20 protein-coding genes are annotated in these 24,585 nt (G+C 58.4%); 17 read left to right on the top strand and 3 right to left on the bottom strand.

Translation table 11 applies throughout. From position 1 onward, the window contains the following. The first annotated feature begins 76 nt into the window (after positions 1-76). From QRN55_RS01460 to QRN55_RS01435, 6 genes are all read left to right on the top strand, one after another. Positions 77-1,405 carry an aminotransferase-like domain-containing protein gene (locus QRN55_RS01460; protein ID WP_284774212.1) on the top strand — a complete coding sequence of 443 codons (1,329 nt, stop codon included), beginning with the start codon at positions 77-79 and terminating at the stop codon, positions 1,403-1,405. Positions 1,406-1,557: 152 nt separating this feature from the next. Continuing rightward, complete coding sequence (locus QRN55_RS01455) at positions 1,558-3,087, top strand: ABC transporter substrate-binding protein (protein ID WP_284774211.1); 1,530 nt, start codon at positions 1,558-1,560, stop codon at positions 3,085-3,087. 84 nt (positions 3,088-3,171) lie between these two features. Continuing rightward, positions 3,172-4,113: an ABC transporter permease gene (locus QRN55_RS01450; RefSeq protein WP_284774210.1), complete on the top strand. Its 942-nt coding sequence runs from the start codon at positions 3,172-3,174 to the stop codon at positions 4,111-4,113. A 13-nt stretch (positions 4,114-4,126) separates the two neighbouring features. After that, positions 4,127-5,005 (top strand): ABC transporter permease, encoded by an 879-nt coding sequence (locus QRN55_RS01445; protein WP_284774209.1) that lies wholly within the window; start codon positions 4,127-4,129, stop codon positions 5,003-5,005. A gap of 1 nt (position 5,006) precedes the next feature. Then, positions 5,007-6,212 carry an amidohydrolase/deacetylase family metallohydrolase gene (locus QRN55_RS01440; RefSeq protein ID WP_284774208.1) on the top strand — a complete coding sequence of 402 codons (1,206 nt, stop codon included), beginning with the start codon at positions 5,007-5,009 and terminating at the stop codon, positions 6,210-6,212. 45 nt (positions 6,213-6,257) lie between these two features. Further along, positions 6,258-6,755 (top strand): RidA family protein, encoded by a 498-nt coding sequence (locus tag QRN55_RS01435; RefSeq protein ID WP_284774206.1) that lies wholly within the window; start codon positions 6,258-6,260, stop codon positions 6,753-6,755. An 8-nt stretch (positions 6,756-6,763) separates the two neighbouring features. Here QRN55_RS01435 and QRN55_RS01430 read toward each other — a convergent pair whose 3' ends face one another. After that, on the bottom strand, positions 6,764-7,573 hold the full coding sequence (locus tag QRN55_RS01430) for an IclR family transcriptional regulator (protein WP_284774735.1): 810 nt from the start codon (positions 7,571-7,573) through the stop codon (positions 6,764-6,766). Between the two features lie 127 nt (positions 7,574-7,700). On the opposite strand from QRN55_RS01430, the gene QRN55_RS01425 reads away from it, so the two are divergent. From QRN55_RS01425 to QRN55_RS01415, 3 genes are all read left to right on the top strand, one after another. Beyond that, positions 7,701-8,897 carry an aminotransferase class V-fold PLP-dependent enzyme gene (locus QRN55_RS01425; RefSeq protein ID WP_284774203.1) on the top strand — a complete coding sequence of 399 codons (1,197 nt, stop codon included), beginning with the start codon at positions 7,701-7,703 and terminating at the stop codon, positions 8,895-8,897. 220 nt (positions 8,898-9,117) lie between these two features. Further along, entirely contained in the window at positions 9,118-10,950 is a 1,833-nt protein-coding gene (locus QRN55_RS01420) for an ABC transporter ATP-binding protein (protein WP_284774201.1), read from the top strand. 83 nt (positions 10,951-11,033) lie between these two features. Then, on the top strand, positions 11,034-11,771 hold the full coding sequence (locus QRN55_RS01415; protein ID WP_284774200.1) for an MOSC domain-containing protein: 738 nt from the start codon (positions 11,034-11,036) through the stop codon (positions 11,769-11,771). Here the strand turns inward: QRN55_RS01415 and QRN55_RS01410 are convergent, their stop codons facing one another. Next, complete coding sequence (locus QRN55_RS01410) at positions 11,772-13,442, bottom strand: FAD/NAD(P)-binding protein (protein ID WP_284774198.1); 1,671 nt, start codon at positions 13,440-13,442, stop codon at positions 11,772-11,774. Positions 13,443-13,607: 165 nt separating this feature from the next. Here QRN55_RS01410 and QRN55_RS01405 point away from each other — a divergent pair, with 165 nt between their 5' ends. Next, positions 13,608-14,324 (top strand): SDR family NAD(P)-dependent oxidoreductase, encoded by a 717-nt coding sequence (locus QRN55_RS01405; protein ID WP_284774196.1) that lies wholly within the window; start codon positions 13,608-13,610, stop codon positions 14,322-14,324. Positions 14,325-14,405: 81 nt separating this feature from the next. Then, complete coding sequence (locus QRN55_RS01400) at positions 14,406-15,290, top strand: transglycosylase SLT domain-containing protein (protein ID WP_502871278.1); 885 nt, start codon at positions 14,406-14,408, stop codon at positions 15,288-15,290. 13 nt (positions 15,291-15,303) lie between these two features. On the opposite strand, the gene QRN55_RS01395 is transcribed toward QRN55_RS01400, so the two are convergent. Then, the gene (locus tag QRN55_RS01395; RefSeq protein ID WP_284774192.1) at positions 15,304-16,215 is read right to left on the bottom strand and encodes a helix-turn-helix domain-containing protein; all 912 of its coding nucleotides are present in this window, start codon (positions 16,213-16,215) and stop codon (positions 15,304-15,306) included. A gap of 152 nt (positions 16,216-16,367) precedes the next feature. On the opposite strand from QRN55_RS01395, the gene QRN55_RS01390 reads away from it, so the two are divergent. From QRN55_RS01390 to QRN55_RS01365, 6 genes are all read left to right on the top strand, one after another. After that, complete coding sequence (locus QRN55_RS01390; RefSeq protein ID WP_284774190.1) at positions 16,368-17,597, top strand: ABC transporter substrate-binding protein; 1,230 nt, start codon at positions 16,368-16,370, stop codon at positions 17,595-17,597. Positions 17,598-17,685: 88 nt separating this feature from the next. Continuing rightward, positions 17,686-18,594 (top strand): carbohydrate ABC transporter permease, encoded by a 909-nt coding sequence (locus QRN55_RS01385; RefSeq protein WP_111839551.1) that lies wholly within the window; start codon positions 17,686-17,688, stop codon positions 18,592-18,594. Beyond that, complete coding sequence (locus QRN55_RS01380) at positions 18,594-19,445, top strand: carbohydrate ABC transporter permease (RefSeq protein WP_284774188.1); 852 nt, start codon at positions 18,594-18,596, stop codon at positions 19,443-19,445. Before QRN55_RS01385 ends, QRN55_RS01380 begins: the two co-directional genes overlap by 1 nt. Beyond that, positions 19,442-21,547: an alpha-galactosidase gene (locus tag QRN55_RS01375; protein WP_284774186.1), complete on the top strand. Its 2,106-nt coding sequence runs from the start codon at positions 19,442-19,444 to the stop codon at positions 21,545-21,547. The genes QRN55_RS01380 and QRN55_RS01375 overlap by 4 nt, the downstream gene beginning before the upstream one ends. Continuing rightward, the gene (locus tag QRN55_RS01370; protein ID WP_284774184.1) at positions 21,540-22,631 is read left to right on the top strand and encodes an ABC transporter ATP-binding protein; all 1,092 of its coding nucleotides are present in this window, start codon (positions 21,540-21,542) and stop codon (positions 22,629-22,631) included. The genes QRN55_RS01375 and QRN55_RS01370 overlap by 8 nt, the downstream gene beginning before the upstream one ends. Further along, entirely contained in the window at positions 22,631-24,562 is a 1,932-nt protein-coding gene (locus QRN55_RS01365; protein ID WP_284774183.1) for a beta-galactosidase, read from the top strand. The genes QRN55_RS01370 and QRN55_RS01365 overlap by 1 nt, the downstream gene beginning before the upstream one ends. Positions 24,563-24,585 lie beyond the last annotated feature (23 nt).

Below are 24,585 nucleotides of genomic sequence, written 5' to 3'. Positions count from 1 at the left end.
CGATAACGAAAAGTTAAATGTTCAAATTACAAACATCAAATGTTATTACGTTATTGAACATTTAAAGGCAAAAATTATGAGCACCCCCTATTCCGCCCGCTGGCTTGCTGAAAAAATAGCCGATCGCACGATCCGGGGTATTGCGTTGGAGACGAGCGCGCTGATCCGCGCAGGTGTGTTGCCGGTGGGAACGCGTATGCCGTCCATCCGCGATCTGGCGTTCGAGCTTGGGATAAGCCCCGCGACATTATCCGAAGCATGGGCAGACCTGCGACGTCACAAGATCATCACCGGGCGTGGGCGAAACGGCACATGGGTCAGCGGCGACAGCTTCATCGCCAAACCGGAGCGCTTTGCCAGCGCAGGTAATTACGGACTCGACGCACTCGATCTGACGTTGGCCGTGCCGGACACCGCACTTCTGCCGCCACTTGCGGAGGCTCTCGCCCACGCAGCGACCGTGGACAAGCTGAATGACTACGAGCGCTCACGCATCATTCCTGAACTCCACGATGCAGCCTCGGAACGCTGGCCCTATGTACCAGAGGCGTTTCTGGTCACCAACGGTGGCTACAATGCCGTCTACACTGCCATTCGCGCCCTTGTCCCGCCCGGCTCTGCGGTTGCCATCGAAAACCCCACGGCAATGCGGCTTCTGGATATTCTGGAGGACTTCGGCGTCAAAATCATTCCGGTGCTGTGCGATGAACAGGGCCCGACACCTGCTTCGCTTGACGCCGCCCTCAAGGCGCGTCCAGCGGCATTCCTGTTTCAACCCCGGCTTCATTCCGTTACCGGCCAAACCGTCAGCCCGGAGCGCATTTCCGAGCTGGGTGATGTGCTTTCCGGCAGCGCGACCTTGATCATAGAGGACGATGGCCTGGGCGACATATCGGAAGCAAAGCCGCATTCCCTGGGCGAGCGTTTTCCCGAGCGGACCATCCATATCCTGTCTTACTCCAAAACGCTGGGACCCGATCTGCGCCTGGCCATTCTTTCCAGCTCGGCACTCATTGTAGAGCAAATCCAGTCCTATCGCGCCTTCAGCGCCGGATGGACAAGCCGTGTGCTGCAGGGAGCAACCGCATGGCTTCTGCGCAATCCAGATAGCTGGAAAACGATGGCCAAGGCGCGCGCCACCTATCAACAGCGCCGCGATGGGTTGGCAGATGCGCTGCGGGCACGGGGTGTGGAGACGCGTCCCGGCAGCGGCCTCTGTCTCTGGTTGCCGGTTGCGTCAGAACCCTTTGCCACCGTTACGCTTGCCGCACGGAACATTGCCATCAATCCAGGCCGAAAGTTTACGCTTCTGCCCGGCGACCATATTCGCATCGCCACCTCTACCCTCTTGCAGGATAAATGGGACAGTGTGGCCGATGCTGTCGCGCTCGCCAATCAGGTTTGACCGGGTGCGCACGGCCGCACTTCTCATCCTCTTAAATTAGCAATTATGCACAACGGCGTTCCGACGCGATTGACAGCCCGTCTCATTTAGATATTCTGTTATAAAGTCTTATATAACATAATAATGGAACATCTAAAAACCGGGAGCTTCGCATGAGACTCAAGCTAGCATTTTTGATCGCCACCGCGTTGATATCCGCCCCCACTCTTCTTTCGGCACAGGAAAAGGGTGGCGTCATCAACGTTGCAACGATTGGCGAGCCGCCGACACTCGACCCTATGGCGTCGACAGCTGACCTTGTCGGCATCGTTACGCAGCATATTTTCGAGACACTCTACACCTTCGACAAGGACTGGAAGCCGACACCGCTTCTGGCGGAAAGCCTGCCGGAGATCAGCGCAGACGGTAAAATCTACACCATCAAACTTAGGTCCGGCATCAAGTTCCATGACGGCTCCGACATGGCCTCTGACGACGTCGTCGCCTCCCTGAACCGCTGGGTGAAAGTCGCCTCGCGCGGCAAGCAGGCGGCATCCTTCTTCGACAAGATTGAAGCGACCGATCCGATGACGGTCACCATCACGCTGAAGCAGCCTTATGCGCCGCTCGTCTCGTTGCTGGCCTTCAACAATTCGGCAGCCATTGTCCTGCCTGCGGAAAAGCAGGACGAGCCGATGAAGGAGTTCATCGGTACCGGTCCTTACATGCTGAAAGAGCGCAAGGCCGACCAGTATATCCAGCTCGTGCGGTTTGATGGCTACAAATCCCGCGAAGGCGACAGCAACGGTTACGGCGGGGCACGTCACCAGTATCTCGATGAAATCCGCTTTGTGCCGGTGCCCGATGCGAACACCCGCGTAGAGGCTGCGGTTTCCGGGCAGTACGACTATGTCGATAGCCTGCCGGTCGAATCCTTCGACAAGGTCAAGTCGTCGTCCGTCACCGAGCCTGTCGTCCTGAAGCCGTTCGGCTATCCGGTCTTCGTATTCAACACGGCGGAAGGTGTGGCCAAGGATGTGGCTATGCGCAAGGCCATCCGTCAGGCGCTGAACATGGAAGACATGTTGGCCGCCGCTTTCGGCAGCACGGATTTCTACACCGTCGATGGCGATATTTATCCTAAGAACTACGTCTGGAACACCGATGCCGGTGTCGAGGGCGCATACAATCTTGCAGACCCGGAAGGTGCCGCCGAAGCTGCCAAGGCCGCGGGCTATGACGGGCAAAAGCCCATCCGCATTCTCACCAGCCGCCAGTATGAATTCCATTACAAGATGGCGCAGGTCGCTGCGGAATATCTTAAACTCGCCGGCTTCAAAGTTGATCTTCAGGTCGTGGACTGGGCAACATTGACCCAGCGCCGTGCCGACAAGGCTCTGTGGGACATCTATATCACCCACAGCCCTTTCCTGCCTGAACCGGCACTGATCGGTTCGCTCGCGCCAACCTCTCCCGGCTGGTGGGACACGCCTTTGCGCAAGCAGACGGTTGAGGCATTCTCAGCGGAAGCCGACCCTGAAAAGCGGGTCGCGCTCTGGGCCGATGTTCAGAAAGCCATGTATGAGGAAATTCCCTACATGAAGATCGGCGACTTCAACGGACTGACGGCCAAGGCAAAGAAGGTCGAGGGTGTCGATCCGGCTCCATGGCCGTATTTCTGGAATGCATCCATCACGAAGTAACCATTTTCGATCGTGCACGGATGCCGCTTAGCGGCGGCATCCGGCTTCGAAAGCGTTCCTTTCTGGAGCATGGAAGAGAAACAGATGATCCGTTACATTCTTCAGCGCCTGTTCGGCATGATTGTCGTGATGTTCCTCGTCGTGACCATCGTCTTCGTCATCGTGCGCGTAACCCCGGGCGACCCTGCCGCCGTGATGCTCGGCCCGGATGCGTCCGCTCAGGACATTGCCGATCTGCGCATACGGCTGGGGCTCGATCAATCACTTGTCGTGCAATATCTGCTCTACCTCGGCCAGATGCTGAAGGGTGATCTCGGACAATCCATTTTTCTCAATATGCCCGTCACCTCGGCGCTGCTGGATCGTGCCGAGCCCACCTTTTTCCTGACGATCTTCTCGCTCGCCATCGCCACCATCATCGCGCTGCCCATTGGCATTTATGCCGCCTATCGGCGTGGCTCCTTCGTCGATCAGGCCGCGACAACCATCGCCATGCTGGCCGCCAGCATCCCAAGTTTCTGGCTTGGCCTCATTCTCATGCAGTTTTTCGCCGTGCGGCTGAACATCTTCCCCGTTTCGGGCTATGGCGGTCCGGGCGCGAGCTTCGCGGAGCGAATGTATCACCTGACGCTGCCCGCCTTTGCGCTCGGTATTGTGTCCTCAGCGCTGATATTGCGCTTCACCCGCGCCTCCATGCTTGACGTGTTGGGTGACGATTACATCCGCACGGCGCGCGCAAAAGGTCTGGTCGAACGCCGCGTCATTCTCAAACATGCGCTGAAGAACGCGCTGATCCCGATCCTCACGGTGATAGGCCTGACCGCCGCGGTGCTGATTTCCGGGGCCGTCGTGACCGAAACCGTGTTCGGTCTGCCGGGTGTGGGCAGTCTGGTGGTGTCAGCCGTGCTGCGACGGGATTATCCGGTCATCCAGGGAGCCCTGCTGGTGATTGCCGCGCTCTACGTCCTCATCAATTTCGCAATCGATATGCTGTATCTGGCGATCGACCCGCGTGTTCGTTATTAAGGGGGCGCGACAGATGGTCGATATTGCAGCAACACCCCCACAGCCCGACGCCAGCGAAGGCTCGAAGTTCGTTCGCCGGTTCCTGAAGCGCAAGACTGTGGCCGTCGGCCTCGTCATTCTGGTCGTCTTCGTTCTGCTGGCCGCGCTCGCCCCATGGATCGCACCCTACTCTCCATCCAAACTATCCATCGTCAACAGGCTGAAACCGCCAAGCGAAATGTTCTGGTTCGGAACCGATGAGTTCGGTCGTGACGTCTTCTCGCGCACGATCTATTCAGCGCGCCTGTCGCTGCTGATCGGCGCATCCGTCGTTGTCTTGTCGGCGGCAATTGGCGTCACGCTTGGGTTGCTGGCTGGTTTCTTCCAGCGGCTCGATACGCCGATTGCCCGGCTGATCGATGCGATGATGGCCTTTCCCGATATTCTGCTGGCCATCGCGCTAGTGGCGGCCCTCGGACCTTCCTTGACGACCGTCATCATCGCGCTATCGATCGTCTATGCGCCGCGTCTGGCCCGTATCGTGCGCGCTTCAACATTGGTGATCCGTGAATTGCCCTATGTGGAGGCGGCGCAGGCTCTTGGCATCTCCACATTCCACATCATGACGCGGCATGTGCTGCGCAATCTGCTGTCGCCCATTCTTGTGCAGGCAACATTCCTGTTCGCCAGCGCCATGCTGGCAGAGGCGGGACTTTCGTTTTTGGGACTGGGCGTCAGCCCTGAAATTCCAACTTGGGGAACCATGATCGCCGCTGGCCGCCAATATATCGGGCAGGCCGACTGGATGACCTATTTCCCCGGCTTTGCCATCATTCTTTCCGTGCTGTCGCTGCAAATGGTAGGCGATGGACTGCGGGACATGCTCGATCCAAGACTGCGAAGGGATTTGTAATATGACCGGCGAAAACGCAAAGCCGCTCCTCCTCACCAACGTCAAGCCGATGGCATTCGGTGAAACCACACACTCAGGCGCGACGGATATCCTGGTCGGTGCAGACGGCAAGATCGCCGCCATCGGCCCGTCTATCGACGCACCTGCAGATGCCACCCGCATCGACGGCAAGGGGGCCTGGGTTTCTCCGGGCTGGGTCGATCTGCACGTTCACATCTGGCACGGCGGTACTGACATCTCGATCCGCCCGTCCGAGTGCGGCGCGGAACGTGGCGTAACCACGCTGGTTGATGCAGGTTCTGCCGGCGAAGCCAATTTTCATGGCTTCCGCGAATACATCATCGAGCCCTCCAAGGAACGTATCAAGGCCTTCCTCAACCTCGGCTCAATCGGTCTCGTCGCCTGCAATCGCGTGGCGGAACTGCGCGACATCAGGGACATCGATCTTGATCGCATCCTTGAATGCTACGCCGAAAACAGCGAGCACATCGTTGGCCTGAAGGTCCGCGCCAGCCACGTCATCACCGGCTCCTGGGGCGTTACGCCCGTCAAGCTCGGCAAGAAGATCGCCAAGATACTGAAGATTCCGATGATGGTGCATGTCGGCGAACCGCCAGCGCTCTATGACGAGGTGCTGGAAATCCTCGGTCCCGGCGATGTCGTCACGCACTGCTTCAACGGCAAGGCAGGGTCATCAATCATGGAAGATGAGGACCTGTTCAATCTGGCCGAACGCTGTGCGTCCGAAGGTGTGCGGCTCGATATCGGCCACGGTGGAGCCTCCTTCTCGTTCAAGGTTGCGGAAGCGGCCATTGCCCGTGGTCTGCTGCCCCATTCGATCTCGACCGATTTGCACGGCCATTCCATGAATTTCCCGGTGTGGGATCTGGCAACGACGATGTCGAAGCTGATGTCGGTCGGCATGCCCTTCGACAAGGTCGTCAATGCCGTGACCCACGCCCCGGCAGAGGTCATCAAGCTCGACATGCAAAACCGCTTGTCGGTCGGTGCGCGCGCCGATTTCACGATCTTCGATGTCATCGATTCCGATCTCGAAGCGACCGATTCCAACGGCGATGTCTCGCAGCTGAAGCAACTGTTCGAGCCGCGCTATGCGGTGATCGGCGCGGAAGCGACCGTCGCCAGCCGCTACATTCCCCGCGCCCGCAAACTGGTTCGCCACAGCCACGGTTATTCCTACCGCTGAGCGCTGCCAGACACGAAGATTATTTCGCATGACACAGGAGTTTGCGTGACCCAGTCCCCGATCAAGTCAGAAGCGAAGGCGCAAACGCCTTATGACCGGCTTGCCGCGCTCGGCATCGAACTGCCGCCACCAGCGCCACCGATTGCCAACTTTGTGACGCATGTCATCGAAGGCAATATACTCTACCTGTCGGGACAAGGCCCTCGTGAGGCTGACGGTTTCCTGCACACCGGAAAGGTCGGCACGGATGTTTCACCGGACAAGGCCTATTCCGATGCACGGTTGACTGGCATCAACCTGCTGTCTGTCATGCATGATGCGTTGGGTGATTTGTCCCGCGTCAGGCGGGTGGTGAAACTGCTCGGCATGGTCAATGCTGCGCCTGATTTTCTGGACCATCCGCTGGTGATCAACGGCTGCTCGGATCTTTTCAACGCTGTCTTCGGCGAGGCGGGCCAGCATGCCCGCTCCGCCGTTGGCTTCGGTTCGCTTCCCGGCAATATCACGGTCGAGATCGAAGCGATCGTCGCGTTGCACGCGTAGGGAGACGGTCAGTGGTTGCGCCAACCCATCAGTTTTTCGATACGAGCAGCAGACGCCTTGACGCGGTCGGCGTAGCCGGACTTGTCGGCAACGATCTTCTGTTCGGGAAGCACGATGGAAATCGTCGCCACGCAGTCTCCCCGGCTGTCCACGATCGGCGATGCAATGCAGGCAACGGAATAGTCGGACTCCCCCGCCTGGATCGACAGCCGCTCCTCGAACGCCTTGCGAGCCGCATCCGACAGGGACGCCGCATCGATTGTCGCGCGACCAGTGGGAGAAATGCGGGCGCCGCGTTTGAACAGGTCGATCCGCTCTGCCTCGGGCATATGGCCGACAAGCAGGCGACCGGATGCTGTCCAGTTCAGCGGCACGCGGGTACCGACACGGGACGCGACCTGAAAATGGCTCGGGCCCTCGGCCATGGCCAGCACCAACATATGCTCGGCATCACGGCCGCAAACCTGAACGGTCTCACCGGCTTCTCGGCAAAGATCGTGCATCTCATGGGTGGCCACACTCATGAAATCGAGCGAGCGGGCGTAGGCGAGGCCATAATGATAGAGACGCGATCCAAGCCAGATCATGCCATCGGCATTGCGGGCCAGCATGTTCTTTTCCACGAGGTCATCGATGATGACGTAGACGGTGGACAGCGGCGCCTTGACTGCCTTGGCAATCGCATAGGCCCCGGCGGGCGCGCCTGTCTCGTAGAGATAATCGATGACCTGCAAGGCTCTGTCGATGCCGCTGACGCGAGACCGACGCGCTTTGCCCTCGGTTTCGACCGCAGGAAGATCGTCGGAGGCAACGTCCAATGATGTGTTCAAACCCAAGAAAACGCTCCCGCATGTTAAAGAACCTATTGCATTACTATGGCATAGGCCTGTGCAGGGCAACCCAAATCAGAACCGGAAGCACCGGTTCCCAGACTGGAGAATGATAATGTCCGACGACCTCAGAACAAAGCTCGGCCTTCGCCCGGTGATCAACGTCTCAGGCACCATGACCAGCCTCGGGGCCTCCATCGTCGTGCCGGAAGCGGTTGCCGCCATGGCAGCGATCCTGCCGCAATTCGTCGAGATCAACGATCTTCAGCGCAAGGCAAGCGCCATCATCGCGCGGCTGACGGGTGCCGAAGCAGGATTTGTGACGGCTTCGTGCTCCTCCGGCATCAGCCTTGCCGTTGCGGGTACTATCACCGGTCCAGACCTTTTGGCTATCGAGAGGCTTCCCGAAACCACGACGCCGAAGAACGAGGTTCTCATTCAGATGGGCCATGTGGTGAGCTACGGCGCCCCGGTCGATCAGTCCATTCGCCTCGCCGGTGGCAAGGTGGTCATGATCGGGCAGGCAACATCCACGCACCGCTATCACATGGAAAACGCCATTACCGAAAACACGGCAGCCGCCGTTTACGTCGTCTCCCACCATGTCGTGAATTACGGCCTGCTCCACCTCAAGGAATTCGTGGAAATCGCCCACGCCAAGGGCGTGCCGGTCATCGTTGATGCGGCTTCCGAATATGATCTCAAGCTCTTCATCGAGCAGGGCGCAGATATCGCGCTTTATTCCGGCCACAAGTTTCTGGGCGGGCCGACATCGGGCATCGTTGCAGGTAAAAAGGAGCTTGTTCGCAATGCCTTCCTGCAAAACATGGGCATCGGTCGCGGCATGAAGGTCGGCAAGGAAAGCATTTACGGCGTTATGGCCGCATTGGAGGCTTGGGAAAAGCGCGACCACGCGGGCATTCGCGAACGCGAAACCGGCTATCTGAACCTGTGGGCACAGACGCTGGCGAACCGCCCCGGCGTGACAGCCTTGATCGAGCCCGATCCGACCAACAACCCGCTGGACCGCATGCGCGTGATCATCTCGGCGCAGGAAGCCCACATCACCGCTTGGGATCTGGCCGCAGCACTGCGCTCCGGCCCGCAGCCGATCATCGTGCGCGACCATGAGGTCGAGCATAACTACTTCTACCTCGACCCCTGCAACCTGCATCCCGGTCAGGAAACCATTGTGGCCTCACGGCTGGCCGAGGAACTGGACAAGGCCCGCGCCTCCAACGAAATCATCGCGACCCCCTTCGAGGATCTGAGCCGTCACCGCTTTAACGGCGCGTTGAAGTGGCCGGACTGAGTTTAAGAAAAGTCCCCCTCTGGCCTGTCGGCCATCTCCCCCACAAGGGGGGAGAAAACGAGCGGCATCGACCTTGTCTCAATTGAGTCTCGTAGGTGAGGCCAGGTTAAGCCCTCCCCCTTGTGGGGAGGGTTGGGAGGGGTCTTCTGTCATAGTCAACTGCCGCACTCTGGCGGAAAAAGAGCCAGAGTGAAGACACCTAAATAACAAGGGAACGCCGATGAACACCGCAGCCAAGATCATTCCGGCCAACGATCCGGTCCTGTCGGTTGAAAAGCTGCGGACGTCGTTCATGGTCGACGGCAAGTGGAAGCCGGTCGTTCGCGATATCTCCTTTACGGTTGGACCCGGTGAAACGGTGGCAATCGTCGGGGAGAGCGGCTCGGGCAAATCGGTCACCTCCTTGTCGATCATGCGGCTGTTGCAGCCAGACACCAGCCGCATCGAAGGCAAGGTCATGCTGGAAGGGCGCGATCTTCTGTCGTTGCCTGAACACGAAATGCGCAAGGTGCGCGGCAATGATGTCGCGATGATTTTTCAGGAGCCGATGACGAGCCTCAATCCGCTCTTCACCATCGGCGACCAGATTTCCGAGGCTTTGTTGTGCCATTCGCCGATGAGCAAACGCGATGCCAGAGCTGAAACCATCCGCATTCTCGAAAAGGTGCGGATACCCTCCGCCGCCTCGCGTTTCGATGAGTACCCGCACCGCTTTTCCGGCGGCATGCGCCAGCGCGTGATGATTGCCATGGCACTGGCGACAAAGCCGAAGCTGCTGATCGCCGATGAACCGACGACTGCTCTCGACGTGACCATCCAGGGCCAAATCCTTGATCTTATCAAGACGTTGCAGGAGGAGGAAGGCACCTCCGTTCTGTTCATCACCCACGACATGGGCGTGGTCGCAGAAATCGCGGACAGAACCGTCGTGATGTATCAGGGCGAGCAGGTGGAAACCGGCGCGACGACGGACATCTTCCACCGCGGCCAGCATCCCTATACGCGCGCGCTGCTATCAGCGGTGCCGGTGCTGGGCTCGATGCAGGATTATCAGCGCCCCCGGCGCTTTCCGGTCGTCAATGTGTTGACGGGCGAATCCGATGTTCCCGTGGAGGTTGGTGATACGGTGGCCAAGGGGCAACCGGTGTTGCAGGTCAAAAACCTGACCAAGCGCTTCGATATCCATTCCGGCCTATTCGGCACAGTCACGGGCCGCGTCCATGCGGTGGAGAATGTTTCATTCGATCTCTACGCTGGTGAAACACTGTCTCTCGTCGGTGAATCCGGCTGCGGCAAGTCCACCACCGGTCGCGCCATCATGCGGCTGATTGAGCCCGGCAGCGGCTCGGTTCTCGTTGAAGGCCGGGACGTGCTCAAGCTGGACAAGAAGGACATGCGTGAGATGCGCAAGTCCGTGCAGATGATCTTTCAGGACCCGTTTGCCTCTTTGAACCCGCGCATGACCGTGGGTGCCGCCATCGCCGAACCTTTCCTCGAACATAAGATGGGCGACAAAAAGCAGGCGAAGGACGTCGTTGCCGACATGCTGAAAAAGGTTGGCCTGACGCCGGACATGGCAAAACGCTACCCGCATGAATTTTCCGGCGGCCAGCGCCAGCGGGTTTGCATTGCCCGTGCACTGGCGCTGAAACCGAAGGTCATTGTCGCGGACGAAAGCGTGTCAGCACTGGATGTCTCGATCAAGGCGCAGGTCATCAATCTGATGCTCGATTTGCAGCAAAGCCTGGATTTGGCATTCCTATTTATCAGCCACGACATCGCCGTGGTCGAACGGGTCAGTCACCGGGTGGCGGTTATGTATCTGGGAGAAATCGTGGAAATCGGACCCCGTGCGGCGGTATTCGGCAATCCGCAACATGCCTACACAAAACGTCTCATGTCAGCGGTGCCCGTGCCAGACCCGGATCGCCGCAGGCTCAAAAGTGCCGCCGCCATCGAGGAATTGAAAAGCCCGATCCGCCCGGTCGATTACAGCGTTACGCCACCTGTGTTTCGTGAAGTATCACCCGGCCATCTCGTGGCCGAGAACTGACGCTGGTCGCATCCAGCCAATGGAACCAGCCGCCCTCAGCTCAGTTCCCTATTTGCGAAACGGGCAAAGAGATCGGAACAGCATTGACACAATTGGGGACGGTCGAAGAAATCTGGCGCTATCCAGTCAGCTCGCTTGGTGGGGAACAACTGACATCCGTCGAAATCGGTACAGATGGTATAGAAGGCGACCGAAACTGGTGCGTCGTTGACCGGATAACCAGCCAGGTCGCCGCACCTGAGAGAGAAGAACGGTGGCGACCAGCGCTGTTTCTTCACGCCCGTCTGAACGGGCGCGCGACGGAGATCGGCTTTCCCGATGGGCAATGGCTTCCCGTCACAATGGCCGAGATTGGCGAGAGACTGTCAGACCATTTCGGTTTTGACGCGGCCGTCATGCCATACGCGAAGGCCAAGGCGGCAAACTCGTCTGCGATAGCGGTCAATCGCTACGAACCAAGTCCGCTTCACCTGATTACGACAAGTTCCATGGAACATCTCGCCGGTTTTGTCGGCATCGACACCATAGAGAGCAAGCGGTTCCGCCCGACGATTGTTCTGCGCACGTCTGGAACAAAAGAATTTCGCGAAAAGACCTGGCTCGGGCGTTCTTTGTTGCTTGGCCATGAGTTCATCACACGCGCCAGTGAAGAAACGAAACGATGCGGACTGACGCTTATTTCCCAGCCGGGCGTTGCCGAAAATGCCGATATCTTAAGGGCCATTCTCCGTCAAAACAGGCGGAACTTCGGCATCTATGGCACAGTCGAACAGGCGGGCACCGTCACGGTAGGTGACAGCGCCTATCTGCTGGACAGATGATCAGGCTGCCGACAGTGCGGGCGCTTCCGTCGTTTCAAGAATGGCCTGCGAAACGGTATAGCCGATGTCGCGAGCGCTGGTGATGCCCTGCACGAAGGGCAACTTGTGCAACAGAAACGCAATCGACCCGCAATAGAGTTTGTTGGTCAGGTTATCCTGGAAGATAGGTCTGAATTTATCATCCAGATCGACGCCGCCCGTTCGAACCAATTGATCCTCGAAACCAATCAGCGTCGTGGTCGCACTGGTCGTCGCCTTGCGCATGACGCCCTGTTTCTTCAGCGTCTCGAAGGGAATATCCCGCGCCGACAATGTGTGCTGACCGGTCGCGTCGATGAAATCATCGAACTGATATTCCTGCCCCTTGCTGCGAACGATCGCACCGCGCTCGACCGCATCGTTATCGATGTCGTTATCGTTGCCCAGTGCGAGAATATCCAGCTTCCCGGCGCGATGAAGGGCCAGAAGACGGCGGATGGACGCGTGCGGCACCGTTGCGTAATCATCTACGAAGACGGTCTTGAAGTGACTGTGAAACCGCTTCAGGTCCCGTTCGTTGAGATGCGGTATCGCCAACGCGATCACCTCATGCATTCGCAGGATCGCATAACGCCATTCGACCGTATATTGATTAGCCTTATTGGCGTCCGCTTCAGCGAGATTGAGCGCTGCCCAGACGAAAGGCTGCGTGGTCTCGCGGTCCTGAAAATAGGCTTTGGAAACTGTTTCAACGCTCAGCTGTGAGAGGCCGATCCGGGCTGCGTAATCGGGATCGCAGAAAATGAGTTCGGCCTTGAAGAGATCAAACACCGCATCCAAGAGATCATTGCGCCGGGTCGCGATCGCATTCTGGATCGCCGCCTCCGTGCAGAACTGAAGCGGGCGATAGGGAATTTCGCAATAGAAATCGGCTTCGGGCAGGATACCCTTGCGCGACATCATCGTGACGTGCAACGCTTCGGTATCGGGTGAGGGATGATATTGAAGATCGCCCTGCTCATCGAGAAGAAAGGTGCCGTGTGCCGTAGCGACGGTGATCAGTGCATCGATACCGCTCAACGACGTTCCGAGAATGCCGACCTTCCCGGGCTTGATGGATTTCAACACAGGCGCTGGCCATGGCGAGACGTAATATCCCGGCTTGATCTCGGTTGTTTCTGGAAAGTCGTGTCCGGTCGCCATCACCACGTGATCGAACGCAAATTCGAGCGCTTCGCCTTCCGGTGCGGTCACGGTCAAACGGATATCAGTGGGTCTCAATTCGATGTCGGCAACCCGGTGCGACGCCTTCACCTCAATAGTGTGTCCATTGGCAGTGCCGATTTCCAGCAACTGCGAGAACTGCGAAAAGAAGAATTCACCTAGTACGACGCGTGGGTAGAATTCGCGCTCATTGATCTGGCCTCGTTCCACACCGAGCTGCTGCAACTCTTCATCCGTCTGGCGAAGGAGCCACTGCATCAGGCTCTCGCAGACCGGCGGCAATTCTATGCTGGCGATGTTGGACAGCATGGCCCGGTCGTTCAAGGCAGGGTGGTATGGCGTACCCTTGCCGGGATCGGTTTCGCTTTCGAAAATCGTGATGGAAAGAGGCTCGGATTTGCCGACCAAGCCCTTCAACGTGTAGATGCCCGTTGGGCCGGATCCAATGATGGCGATTTTAGGTGTCATATGCGCGATAAATCCCGTGACGCAACGCGAACTGGTGCCCTCCTCAAACAGAATTGCGTCATCGAAGTTCCCTTCCGTCATGTTCCAGACATTAGATAATCTTTATATGTGGCCGAAAGCGACTTTCCGCTTGAACATCGACCGCATGAAAGCGTTCATGGAACCATGAACACAAAAGCAGATGCCCTCCTCGCCTCCCTCCCCTCAGGCTTCGGTGCCGTCGTCGTTGGCGCCAGCGGCGGCATCGGCTCGGCACTGTGCGACAGGCTGCGCGCAGAGCCACATTTCGGTTCGCTGTATCCCCTATCCCGAACCGCAACGGCACTCGATCTAACGGACGAAACCTCGGTGCAGGCAGCGGCGGAAGCGCTACGAGGCAAGCCGTTTCAGCTATTGATCTGCGCAACTGGCGTACTCGGTGTCGATGGTCACCCGCCGGAGAAGTCATTGCGGCAGCTCGATCCTGACGTGATGATGCGGCAGTTCAGCATAAACGCCGTTGGCCCGGCGCTGGTCGCCAAACACTTTCTTCCGCTGATGGATCGCAAGACGCGGTCGGTCGCCGCGTTTCTCTCTGCCCGCGTCGGCTCCATCGGTGATAACAGGTTGGGCGGGTGGATATCCTACAGGGCATCGAAAGCCGCTCTCAACCAGATCGTCAGAACCGCCTCGATAGAATATGCGCGGACGCATCCCGAGATGGTTCTCACCGCCATTCATCCTGGAACCGTTCGCACGCCGCTGTCAAATCCCTACGCCAGCGGTCATCCGACGGTGAGCGCGCAGGAAGCAGCGGCATCTATTCTTTCGGCACTCGATGCGCTGACCCCCGATAAGTCAGGCTCCTTCATCGCCTATGACGGCACGACCATTCCGTGGTAGATTGAGTTGGCATTTTTCCAGCACGGGCGCGCAACAATCAGCATGAATATCAAACATATAGCCCTTGTCTCTGCCATCAGTATGGCAGTCGGCGTACCGAGCATGTCCGCTGACCGTGCCATCGCCGCCGAGGACAGCGACGCAGCTTGTCTCTATGAGCGAAACCGTGGGCCGCACCCCATCTGCATACGCAAGGCAAGCTTCAATGCCGATCTTTGCAGCACCATCGAGCACTTTGCTCGGGAGCACGATGTGCCCGCAGCCTATTTTGCGCGGCTGATCTGGCGTGAAAGCCTTTTCCGCCCGGAGGCTGTCAGCCACAAGGGCGCCGAAGGCATCGCACAGTTCATACCGTCTACCGCCCGAAGCCGGGGACTGACGAACAGCTTCGACGTGATCGACGCACTCGATACGTCGGCGGCATACCTGAAAGAGCTCAAAACACGCTTCGGCAATTTTGGCTTCGCTGCTGCCGCCTATAATGCCGGTGAAAACGGGCTCTCGCGTTTCCTGTCAAACGCGCGGCTTCCGATAGAGACACGCGACTACGTGTTTGCGATCACCGGTCAGCCCGTGGAAACATGGCGTGACGCTCCGCCAAAAGTGGCCGCGCCAGAGCTTGATGACGCCATGCCGTTTCAGGCCGCCTGCGTCGTGCTTGCGGAAACCAGACGCATGCAGGAGCCAGTTTTCGCCGGATCAGCTGATTGGGCGCCATGGGGCGTCCAGCTTTCAGCGCACTACCGCCCCACGGTCGTTGACCGGCTGTTCACGCAGGCGGTTGCCCGTTTGCCCTCACCCTTGAACGAGGAGCGAGCGCTGATCGTGCGCCAGCGCGGCGGCAATTTTGGAAACAGGCCACGCTATGCCGCAAGAATTGGACGTGAAACCCGCGCGGAAGCCAACAGTCTCTGCGCACAGATCAAAGCGGCGGCGATCCCCTGCACCGTTCTGCGGAACCGGTAAGAGGAAAGTCCCACTAAGCCTTGCTTCGCATGCTGGCACGGTACTGCTTTGGCCGCATGGCAAACCGTTGCGAAAATGCCTGGTAGAACCGGGAGACTGAGCCGAAGCCGGATTCGAAGGCAACATCGGTAATGGGTATGTCGGTGGCGATCAGCAGCGATTGGGCCGTATCGAGCCGGTGGCGGATAATCGCCTGATTGATGGTCATGCCCACCGCACGCTTAAAGACTGACATCGCATAATTGGGATGGAGGCCGGAATCCTTGCCGACATCTTCAGCGGAGATATCGTTGAGCGCGTTCTCGGCGATATAGCGTAGCATCCGCTCTACATGTTCAACGCGTTCACTGTCGTTGACGCCAAGACTGGCGATGGCAGAGCCTTCTTCGCGCAAGTCCCGCCATCCGTCGCGCTCGATCCGCAGCACCCGCGCACCCAGTTCGTTGCGTACGATTTCGATCAGCCCCTCATCGCCGGACCGAAGTTCGTCTCTCCAGCGCTGGAATATTTCATTGTCGTAGGAGCGCAACTCCAGCGCCTCGATCATCGCACCGCGAAATACGGCATCTCTGAAACGGGTCAGGCTCGCAAGGCCAAGGAAGAACGACATCGGCACATAGAGGCAGACGAAACGCGTGTCTTCCGCGCAGGCAATAACCTGATGCGGGATCATGCCCCAGAACAGACACAGCCGCCCGGCATCGATGGTGAGCTCACGACCGTCGAACCAGTAGGTCATCTGCCCCTCCAGCACGAAATTGAGCTCGACCTGGCTGTGCATGTGTGGGCCGGTCATGACCTGCACGAACGATGCTTCCCCGCTGCAAAAGCGGTGATCACCGAAGACAACCAGCGGATGTCGCGGATCGTGTTCCGGATGCACCGGTACGGATTCATCACGCTGAGTAAGCTGTATGGACACCATAATCTTAGAATCCTAGAGAAACTATCCTGAATTTCGGTAGCTTATTGCGGGTTTCGGTCAGATGTTCAAGCCGAACTTGGATTTGGCTTGGGAGGGCGTGCGTATGGTTCACAGTCTCCACGGCGACGTGTCACGGTCATAGGGAGGAAAACATGACCCTTTTTAAAAGCCTCAGCGGAGTTGCCCTGTCGGCAGCGCTGTTTTCATCCGCCTTTGCGGGCGAGATCACCATCAATTCCGACCACTCGGACCCCGTACCGAAGAAGGCCATGGAAGAGCTGATCGCCGACTTCCAGAAGGCCAACCCGGATGTGAAGGTGAAGTGGAACAACTTCGACCACGAGGGCTACAAGTCCGCCATCCGAAACTTCCTGACCGCCGATGCGCCCGATGTCGTCGCCTGGTATGCGGGCAACCGCATGGAGCCTTTCGTCAAGGCTGGTCTCTTCGAAGACGTGACAGATGTGTGGACGGCAAACGGTCTGGAAGACCAGTTGAAGTCCGCCTCCCCGTCCATGACCATCGACGGCAAGAAATGGGGCGTTCCCTACACCTACTATCAGTGGGGCATTTACTATCGCAAAGACATCTTCCAGAGCCAAAGCATCACGCCGCCCAAGACCTGGGCTGAGCTGGTTGCGGCCTCCAAGAAGCTGAAAGACGCTGGCATCACGCCATTCACCATCGGCACCAAGGCGCTGTGGCCAACGGCTGGCTGGTTCGATTATCTCGATCTGCGCGTCAACGGTTACGATTTCCACATGCAGCTGACATCCGGCAAGGTGCCTTACACCGACCCGCGCGTGAAAGCCGTGTTCGAGAAGTGGGCCGAACTGGTCAAGCCGGGTTACTTCATCGAAAACCATGCCGCCATCGACTGGCAGGATGCCGTTCCTCAGCTGGTGCAGGGCAAGGCTGCCATGTATCTGATGGGCAACTTCGCTGTTGCCACCTTCAAGAATGGCGGACTGAAAGAAGAGCAGATCGGCTTCCTGCCCTTCCCGGAAATCACTGCCGGCATTCCTGTTGCTGAAGAAGCGCCAACCGATACGTTCCACATTCCGAAGGGTGCCAAGAACAAGGATGATGCGAAGAAATTCCTCGCCTACATCGCATCACCTGAAGCGCAGACGAAAATGAACGCGACGATGGGACAGCTGCCGGTCAACAACAAGGCGGACAAGCCGACGGACCCGTTCCTCGAAGCTGGCTTCGACATGCTGTCCAAGGCAACTGCCATCGCACAGTTCTATGACCGCGATGCGCAGGCGGAAATGGCCAAGGCCGGTATGGAAGGCTTCCAGGAGTTCATGGTCAAGCCTGACAAGATCGACGCAATCCTCGCGCGCCTCGAAAAGATCCGCGCGCGCGTTTACAAATAAGACCCGTTCCTCCCAGCGCCGGGTGCCTTAAGCGGCATAGCTGAAGCACCCGGCTGCTATTTTATATATATTTTCAAAAGGTGCCGCCGTGAGCAACGCCGTTTCACCATCGCCCAGTTTCTGGAAGCGCAATCAGCAAAAACTAGCGCCCTGGCTGTTTCTGGCCCCGGGTCTGCTGATGTTCGTCATCTATGTTCTGGTGCCCATCTTCGAGTCGATCTGGATCAGTTTTCACGACTGGGACGGAATGGGCGAGATGAGCTGGATCGGTTTTGGCAATTATGCCGAACTGCTTCAGGACGATACCTTCTACGTCTCGTTGAAAAACAACATCATCTGGCTGGTGCTGTATCTCCTGTCCATTCCGGCGGGCTTGGCGGTGGCTCTGTTTCTTAACCAGAATGTGCGCGGCATCCGGCTTTACAAATCGCTCTTCTTCTTCCCCTTCGTCATCAGCCAGGTCGTCGTTGGCCTGATGTTCACATGGTTCTACGCGCCGGATTTCGGGCTGTTTTCCAAACTGCTGGAATGGCTGACCGGCCAGCAGATCGCCATTCTGGCAGACGAAAACTACGTGACCTATGGCATCATCGTCGCAGGTCTCTGGCCACAGACGGCCTATTGCATGATCCTCTATTTGACCGGCCTCAACAACATCAATCCGGAACAGGTTGAAGCCGCGCGCATGGATGGCGCCAAGGGTTTCAAGCTGTTGTGGAACATCATTCTGCCCCAACTGGCACCGGCAACGTTCATCGCTATGGTGGTCACCGTCATCGGCTCGCTGCGCTCCTTCGACCTCGTGTCGGTCATGACCGCTGGTGGCCCATACGGATCGAGCTCCGTCCTATCCTACTTCATGTATGAGCAGGCGCTTTCGGAATATGGTTTCCGCATGGGTTATGGCGCAGCCATCGCCGTCGTTCTCTTCCTCATCATGATGATCTTCATCACGCTCTTCATCGTGCGCATGCTTAGCCAGGAAAGGAATTCCTGATGTTCCCCGCACCCATTCAGACAGCCTCACCTTTCATTCGTTGGGGCTATAAGATCGTGCTGCCGATTGCGCTCATTCTCTGGCTGCTGCCATTGATCGGCGTGGCGATCACCTCCGTCAGACCGGCCGGTGACTTCGCCGCTGGCAACTACTTCGGCATTCCCTCCGGTTTTGCAGGCGTTGAGAACTACACGGCAGTCTTCAGGGATTCGCCTATTGGCCTTTATATCCTGAACTCGTTCAAGGTGACGATCCCGACCGTGATCGGCGCGGTCGCGCTCTCCTGCCTCACCGGCTTTGCGCTGGCGGTCTACAAGTTCAAGGCCAACCTGTTGCTGTTCTTCATGTTCGTGGCCGGCAACTTCATTCCATTCCAGATCCTGATGGTGCCGGTGCGCGACATGACACTGCGGGCCGGTCTTTACGACACGACCATGGGCCTTGTGCTGTTCCACGTCGCCTTCCAGACCGGGTTCTGCACGCTGTTCATGCGCAATTTCATCAAGGGCCTGCCCTTCGCGCTGATCGAATCCGCGCGCGTCGAAGGCGTCTCTGAGTGGAAGATTTTCCGCCACATCGTGCTGCCGCTGATGCGTCCGGCGATTGCTGCACTCTCCGTACTAGTCTTCACCTTCGTCTGGAATGACTACTTCTGGGCCACGGTTCTGGTGCAGGGACAGCACGCCATGCCGGTGACCGCCGGTCTCTATTCGCTGAACGGACAATGGGTTGCCGCCTGGCATCTGGTCTCGGCGGGATCACTTGTCGCCGCGCTGCCACCTGTCGCCATGTTCTTCATCATGCAAAAGCACTTCATTGCCGGACTGACACTGGGAGCGACAAAAGGATGAGCCAGATCATCACAATCGGTAAAGGCAGCTTTACGCTCAACCTGCGCCTACCAAAACTCGGAATGCCGGAAATCCTGTCTTTCGGATCAGCCGCAACGGCACCCGACGCCTTGTTCGATATCGAACGCTCCAGCCGCATTAACGGCATGGACGTCGCCGTCCCCTCATCGGTTCTGCTGCCGACCGGAGGCATGGGCTTCTTCGGTTGGCCAGCCATCACCGGCCATCGTCAAGGCCGTGACTTCACATTGCAGTTCGGTTCGTGGACGGTGGAAAGCAATGCGAACACAACGATCCTGCGCGGCTTCGATACCGTTACAAAGATCGATATCGCTGTCACGCTGACCGAACATGCGTCCGGCCTAATCTCCATGTCCACGGCGCTGACCAACCGTGGAGAGGCAGGCTACCAGCTGGACCGCTGCATGGCAGCAACATTCGCGATACCAGCGGGCGAAACGGAACTAACCAGCCTCACCGGCATGTGGGGACGCGAGTTCCAGACCCGCAAAGAAGTTCTCGGCAACGGCGTCTGGTCTCAGGAAAGCCGCCGTGGGCGCACATCGCATGACCGTTTTCCATTGATATCAGTTGAGAATGCCGGACAGCGTTTCGGCGTGACGCTTGGATGGAGCGGCAACCACCATATTGTCATAGACCGCACCGATGATGGCCAGCGGCTGATCCATATGGGTGAGCTGTTCGAGCCGGGTGAGGTTATTCTCGGCACCGGCGAAACATACCAGAGCCCTGTTGCCTATGCTGGGCCTGATACGGAGGCATTTCATGCTTTCGTCCGCAGCGAACTTCTGGACTGGCCAGGCGGCGAAATGTCTTTCCGCCCGGTGACGCTGAACACCTGGGAAGGCAACTACTTCGACCACAAGATGGACTCTCTGAAGGCGCAGGCAACGGCTGCGGCGGAGATCGGCATCGAACGCTTCGTGCTGGATGATGGCTGGTTCGGCAAGCGTGACGACGACACCACAAGCCTTGGCGACTGGGACATCGATGCCCGCAAATATCCCGACGGTTTGAAGCCACTTGTGGACCACGTCACCGGGCTTGGCATGCAGTTCGGCATCTGGTTCGAGCCTGAGATGATCAACCCCGTTTCCGAGCTTTATCAGAAGCACCCGGACTGGGCCTTGCAGATCGATGGTCGCCCGCTGCTGCAATCACGCACCCAGCTTGTGCTCGACCTGACACGGCAGGAAGTTTCCGACTATCTGTTTGCCAAGATCGACGCCGTGCTGGCCAACCATGCCATTTCCTATGTGAAGTGGGATATGAACCGAGACCTGACCCATGCGGGCGGGCTTGATGGCAAAGCAAAAATTTCGGCTCAAACCCGTGCCGTTTATGCGTTGATGGACCGAGTGCGCGCCGCGCATCCGACTGTCGAAATCGAAAGCTGCGCCTCAGGTGGCGGGCGCATCGATTTCGGCGCTCTGGCCCGCACCCACCGTGTCTGGACATCGGACTGCACAGATGCGTTGGAGCGGCTGGAAATTCAACGCGGCGCGTCTCTCTTCGTGCCACCGGAAATTCTCGGTAGCCATATCTCCGCCTCCCCCAACCACCAGACGGGACGCCGCCACACTCTGGCCTTCCGGGCGCTGGCGGCGATGGCCTATCATCTCGGCGTCGAACTCAACCCGCTGGAGCTGACGGCGGGTGAGAGCGACGAGCTCAAGCTCTACATCGAGACCTACAAGCGTCTGCGTGGCGTTCTGCATGCGCCGGGCGCCAATTTCCGCATGGAGCCTGTCGATGGCCGCTATGCCTGGGGCGCAGCCACGGCGGAAAAGCTCGTCGTGATCGTGGCGCAAGGGCCGCAGATGGTGGGCGAGCAACCTGCACCTTTGAAACTGCCGGAAAGCGTCACACAGCTGGGCGGCACATGGACCATCACCAACACGCTCCCGGCCAAGCCGGAATTCATTCGCATCTCCGAGGGTCAGAAAAAGCTGCTCTCCGGCGATATCAGCTTCGAGCTTTCCAGCGCTGGCCTTGCAGGCCTGCCATTGCCGATGCTGAAACCGGAAAGCGCGCTGCTCCTCGAACTGGAACCTGCAAAGGGAGGCAAGACCAATGGCTGACGTAAGCCTGCGCAACGTCAAGAAAGAGTTTGGCGCACTCAGCGTCATCAAAGGCGTCGATCTCGACGTGAAAGACGGCGAGTTCTGCGTCTTCGTCGGCCCTTCCGGCTGCGGAAAATCCACCCTGTTGCGAATGATTGCCGGTCTTGAGGAAATAACCTCCGGTGCCCTCTCCATCGGCGGCAAGGACATGACAAAGATCGGCCCCTCGGAACGGGGCGTCGCCATGGTGTTCCAGTCCTATGCGCTCTATCCGCATATGACCGTGGCTGAGAACATCGGCTTCGGGCTGCGCATGACCGGCCATTCCAAGGATATGATCGCCGAGCGCACAGCCCACGCCGCCAAATTGTTGCAGCTTGAACCGTTGCTGCAACGTAAGCCGGGCCAGCTTTCCGGTGGTCAGCGCCAGCGCGTCGCCATTGGCCGCGCGATCGTTCGCAACCCGGAAGTCTTCCTGTTCGATGAGCCACTATCCAACCTCGATGCCGCCTTGCGCGTCCAGATGCGTGGCGAACTTTCCAAGCTGCATCAGGACCTGAAGGCGACGATGATCTACGTGACCCATGATCAGGTGGAAGCCATGACCATGGCCGACAAGATCGTGGTTCTCTCTGCTGGAAAGATCGAGCAAGTTGGCACGCCGCTGGAACTCTATCACCGCCCAGCCAACCTCTTCGTGGCAGGCTTCATCGGCTCGCCGAAAATGAATGTGCTGAAAGTCCCGGCAAAGAGTGAGAACGGCAAAATCATTGTGACGCTGCCCGGACACGTGACGCTTGCTCTCGACGGTTCTGACACAGCATCACTGACGGACGCATCCATCGGCATTCGCCCGGAGCACATCAGCGCGACTGGTGAGGGTGACGTTATTCTCGAAGGCACCGTGAAGCTCGCGGAGTATCTCGGCTCCGAAACGCTGTTCTTTGTCGAGTTGGCCGATGGTTCGGAAATCTCCGTCAAGGCTGATGGTCTGGCCAGTGCCAAACCGGGCGACACACTGAAACTCGGGATCAATGCTAGGGCATGCCACGTATTCGACGGGCAAGGCCGTGCCATCATCAATGGGGATTTGACGCGATAATGCTGGGTGTATGTTACTATCCCGAACACTGGGACGAAAGCCGCTGGACTGAAGATGCACGCCGCATGCGTGAACTCGGCATCTCCTTCGTCCGCATCGGCGAATTCGCCTGGTCGCGGCTTGAGCCTTCCCGCGGGGAATTCGATTTCGGCTGGCTTGATAGAGCGATGGATGTGCTCCATGCCGCTGGCCTCAAGGTGGTCCTGGGAACGCCGACCGCCACGCCGCCGAAATGGCTGGTGGATGAGCATCCCGATATCTTGCCTTATGACGAAGACGGCAAGGTGCGCGGTTTCGGCTCGCGCCGCCACTATACGTTTTCCTCGCAGACATGGTGGCGCGAAAGCGCGCGCATCGTCGAGATCATTGCCAAGCGTTATGGCGAGCATCCCGGCCTTGCTGGCTGGCAGACGGACAACGAATATGGCTGCCACGACACAACTGCCTCCTGGGGTCCAGAAGACCTGAAGCAGTTCAAGCAATGGCTGCGGCTGCGCTACCAGTCGCCGGATCAGCTAAACGAAGCCTGGGGCTCGGTCTTCTGGTCTATGGAGCTGAAGAGTTTCGATGATGTTTCGCTGCCGAACTTAACGGTGACGGAACCCAATCCGGCGACCCGCCTCGATTTCTGGCGCTTCCAGTCCGATCAGGTCGCCGCTTACGACAAGATGCAGTGCGAAATCATCCGCAAGCATTCGCCGGGACGCTGGATCACCCATAATTTCATGGGCTTCGTTTCGGATTTCGATCACTTCAAGGTCGGCGATAATCTCGATCTCGCATCCTGGGACAGCTACCCGATCGGCTTTGTCGAGAAATTTCCGTTCACCGAAGAAGAGCGCAATCGCTGGGCCGAAACCTCGCATCCCGATATCGCGCCATACCACCACGACCTCTATCGCGGTGTCGGACGCGGTCGTTTCTGGGTCATGGAGCAGCAGCCCGGCCCGGTCAACTGGGCACCGTGGAACCCGGTGCCGAAGCCCGGCATGGTACGTTTGTGGACATGGGAGGCGCTGGCCCACGGCGCAGAAGTCGTCAGCTACTTCCGCTGGCGGCAAGCGCCCTTTGCACAGGAACAGATGCACGCCGGTCTCAACATGTCCGGCTTGGACGAGCTTTCACCGGGCGGGCTGGAAGCGAAACAGGTCGGTGCAGAACTGGAAGCACTTGCTGCCTTGCCAGACAGCGGAAAAGCCCCTGTTGCATTGGTCTTCGATTACCAGAGCTACTGGACGACGGTGATCCAGCCACAGGGCAAGGATTTCCGCTATGAGGAACTCTGCTTCCGCTGGTACGAAAGCCTGCGCCGCCTCGGTCTGGATATCGACTTTGTACGGCCAGGAGATTCCCTTGAAGGGTACCCGCTGGTCGTCGTACCATGCATGACGGAAGTCGATGTCGCGACCGAACTGGCGCTGAACGAAGCAACCGAGCAAATCCTTATCGGCGCACGCACCGGCTCGCGTGACCGCAACTTCGTCATTCCCAAAAACCTGCCACCCGGACCGCTCGGCGGGCGTACCGGCAACCGCGTCATACAGGTCTCCACCCTGCGACCAGGTCTTTCCGACGCGGTATCTGGCGAGGTCACCGGCTCTGCCATCCGCTGGCGTGAAACGGTAGAGACGTCATCCAACGTTCTTGCTCGCTTCTCAAACGGCGATCCTGCACTGACGGCAAACGGCAACATGCTCTATCTCGCCTGCTGGGCCGACGAGACCCTGCTGACCAACGTGATCGCGTTGGCCGCTCAAAAAGCCGGTCTGGAAACCACGCCTCTCCCCGCCCACATCCGCATCCGCCGCCGTGGCAATCTGACTTTCGCCTTCAATTACGGCTCGGAAGCGTGGCCGGTGCCCGAGGGGGCGACAATGGTGCTGGGCGAAAAAACGCTGGAGCCACAGGCGGTTTCGGTGTGGACATTTTAGACGATTAGAAAGGCCATATTTTC

The organism is Agrobacterium sp. lyk4-40-TYG-31 (genome assembly GCF_030209855.1).
GTDB lineage: Bacteria > Pseudomonadota > Alphaproteobacteria > Rhizobiales > Rhizobiaceae > Agrobacterium > Agrobacterium vaccinii.
This window is presented reverse-complemented; position numbering and strand designations above follow the sequence as displayed.

What these genes read in the sequence shown, in the direction of transcription:
- QRN55_RS01460 (WP_284774212.1), top strand. Translation starts at nt 77, where the DNA reads ATGAGCACCCCCTATTCCGCCCGCTGGCTTGCTGAAAAAATAGCCGAT.
- QRN55_RS01455 (WP_284774211.1), top strand. Translation starts at nt 1,558, where the DNA reads ATGAGACTCAAGCTAGCATTTTTGATCGCCACCGCGTTGATATCCGCC.
- QRN55_RS01450 (WP_284774210.1), top strand. Translation starts at nt 3,172, where the DNA reads ATGATCCGTTACATTCTTCAGCGCCTGTTCGGCATGATTGTCGTGATG.
- QRN55_RS01445 (WP_284774209.1), top strand. Translation starts at nt 4,127, where the DNA reads ATGGTCGATATTGCAGCAACACCCCCACAGCCCGACGCCAGCGAAGGC.
- QRN55_RS01440 (WP_284774208.1), top strand. Translation starts at nt 5,007, where the DNA reads ATGACCGGCGAAAACGCAAAGCCGCTCCTCCTCACCAACGTCAAGCCG.
- QRN55_RS01425 (WP_284774203.1), top strand. Translation starts at nt 7,701, where the DNA reads ATGTCCGACGACCTCAGAACAAAGCTCGGCCTTCGCCCGGTGATCAAC.
- QRN55_RS01420 (WP_284774201.1), top strand. Translation starts at nt 9,118, where the DNA reads ATGAACACCGCAGCCAAGATCATTCCGGCCAACGATCCGGTCCTGTCG.
- QRN55_RS01410 (WP_284774198.1), bottom strand. Translation starts at nt 13,442, where the DNA reads ATGACACCTAAAATCGCCATCATTGGATCCGGCCCAACGGGCATCTAC.
- QRN55_RS01405 (WP_284774196.1), top strand. Translation starts at nt 13,608, where the DNA reads ATGAACACAAAAGCAGATGCCCTCCTCGCCTCCCTCCCCTCAGGCTTC.
- QRN55_RS01400 (WP_502871278.1), top strand. Translation starts at nt 14,406, where the DNA reads ATGGCAGTCGGCGTACCGAGCATGTCCGCTGACCGTGCCATCGCCGCC.
- QRN55_RS01395 (WP_284774192.1), bottom strand. Translation starts at nt 16,215, where the DNA reads ATGGTGTCCATACAGCTTACTCAGCGTGATGAATCCGTACCGGTGCAT.
- QRN55_RS01390 (WP_284774190.1), top strand. Translation starts at nt 16,368, where the DNA reads ATGACCCTTTTTAAAAGCCTCAGCGGAGTTGCCCTGTCGGCAGCGCTG.
- QRN55_RS01380 (WP_284774188.1), top strand. Translation starts at nt 18,594, where the DNA reads ATGTTCCCCGCACCCATTCAGACAGCCTCACCTTTCATTCGTTGGGGC.
- QRN55_RS01375 (WP_284774186.1), top strand. Translation starts at nt 19,442, where the DNA reads ATGAGCCAGATCATCACAATCGGTAAAGGCAGCTTTACGCTCAACCTG.
- QRN55_RS01370 (WP_284774184.1), top strand. Translation starts at nt 21,540, where the DNA reads ATGGCTGACGTAAGCCTGCGCAACGTCAAGAAAGAGTTTGGCGCACTC.
- QRN55_RS01365 (WP_284774183.1), top strand. Translation starts at nt 22,631, where the DNA reads ATGCTGGGTGTATGTTACTATCCCGAACACTGGGACGAAAGCCGCTGG.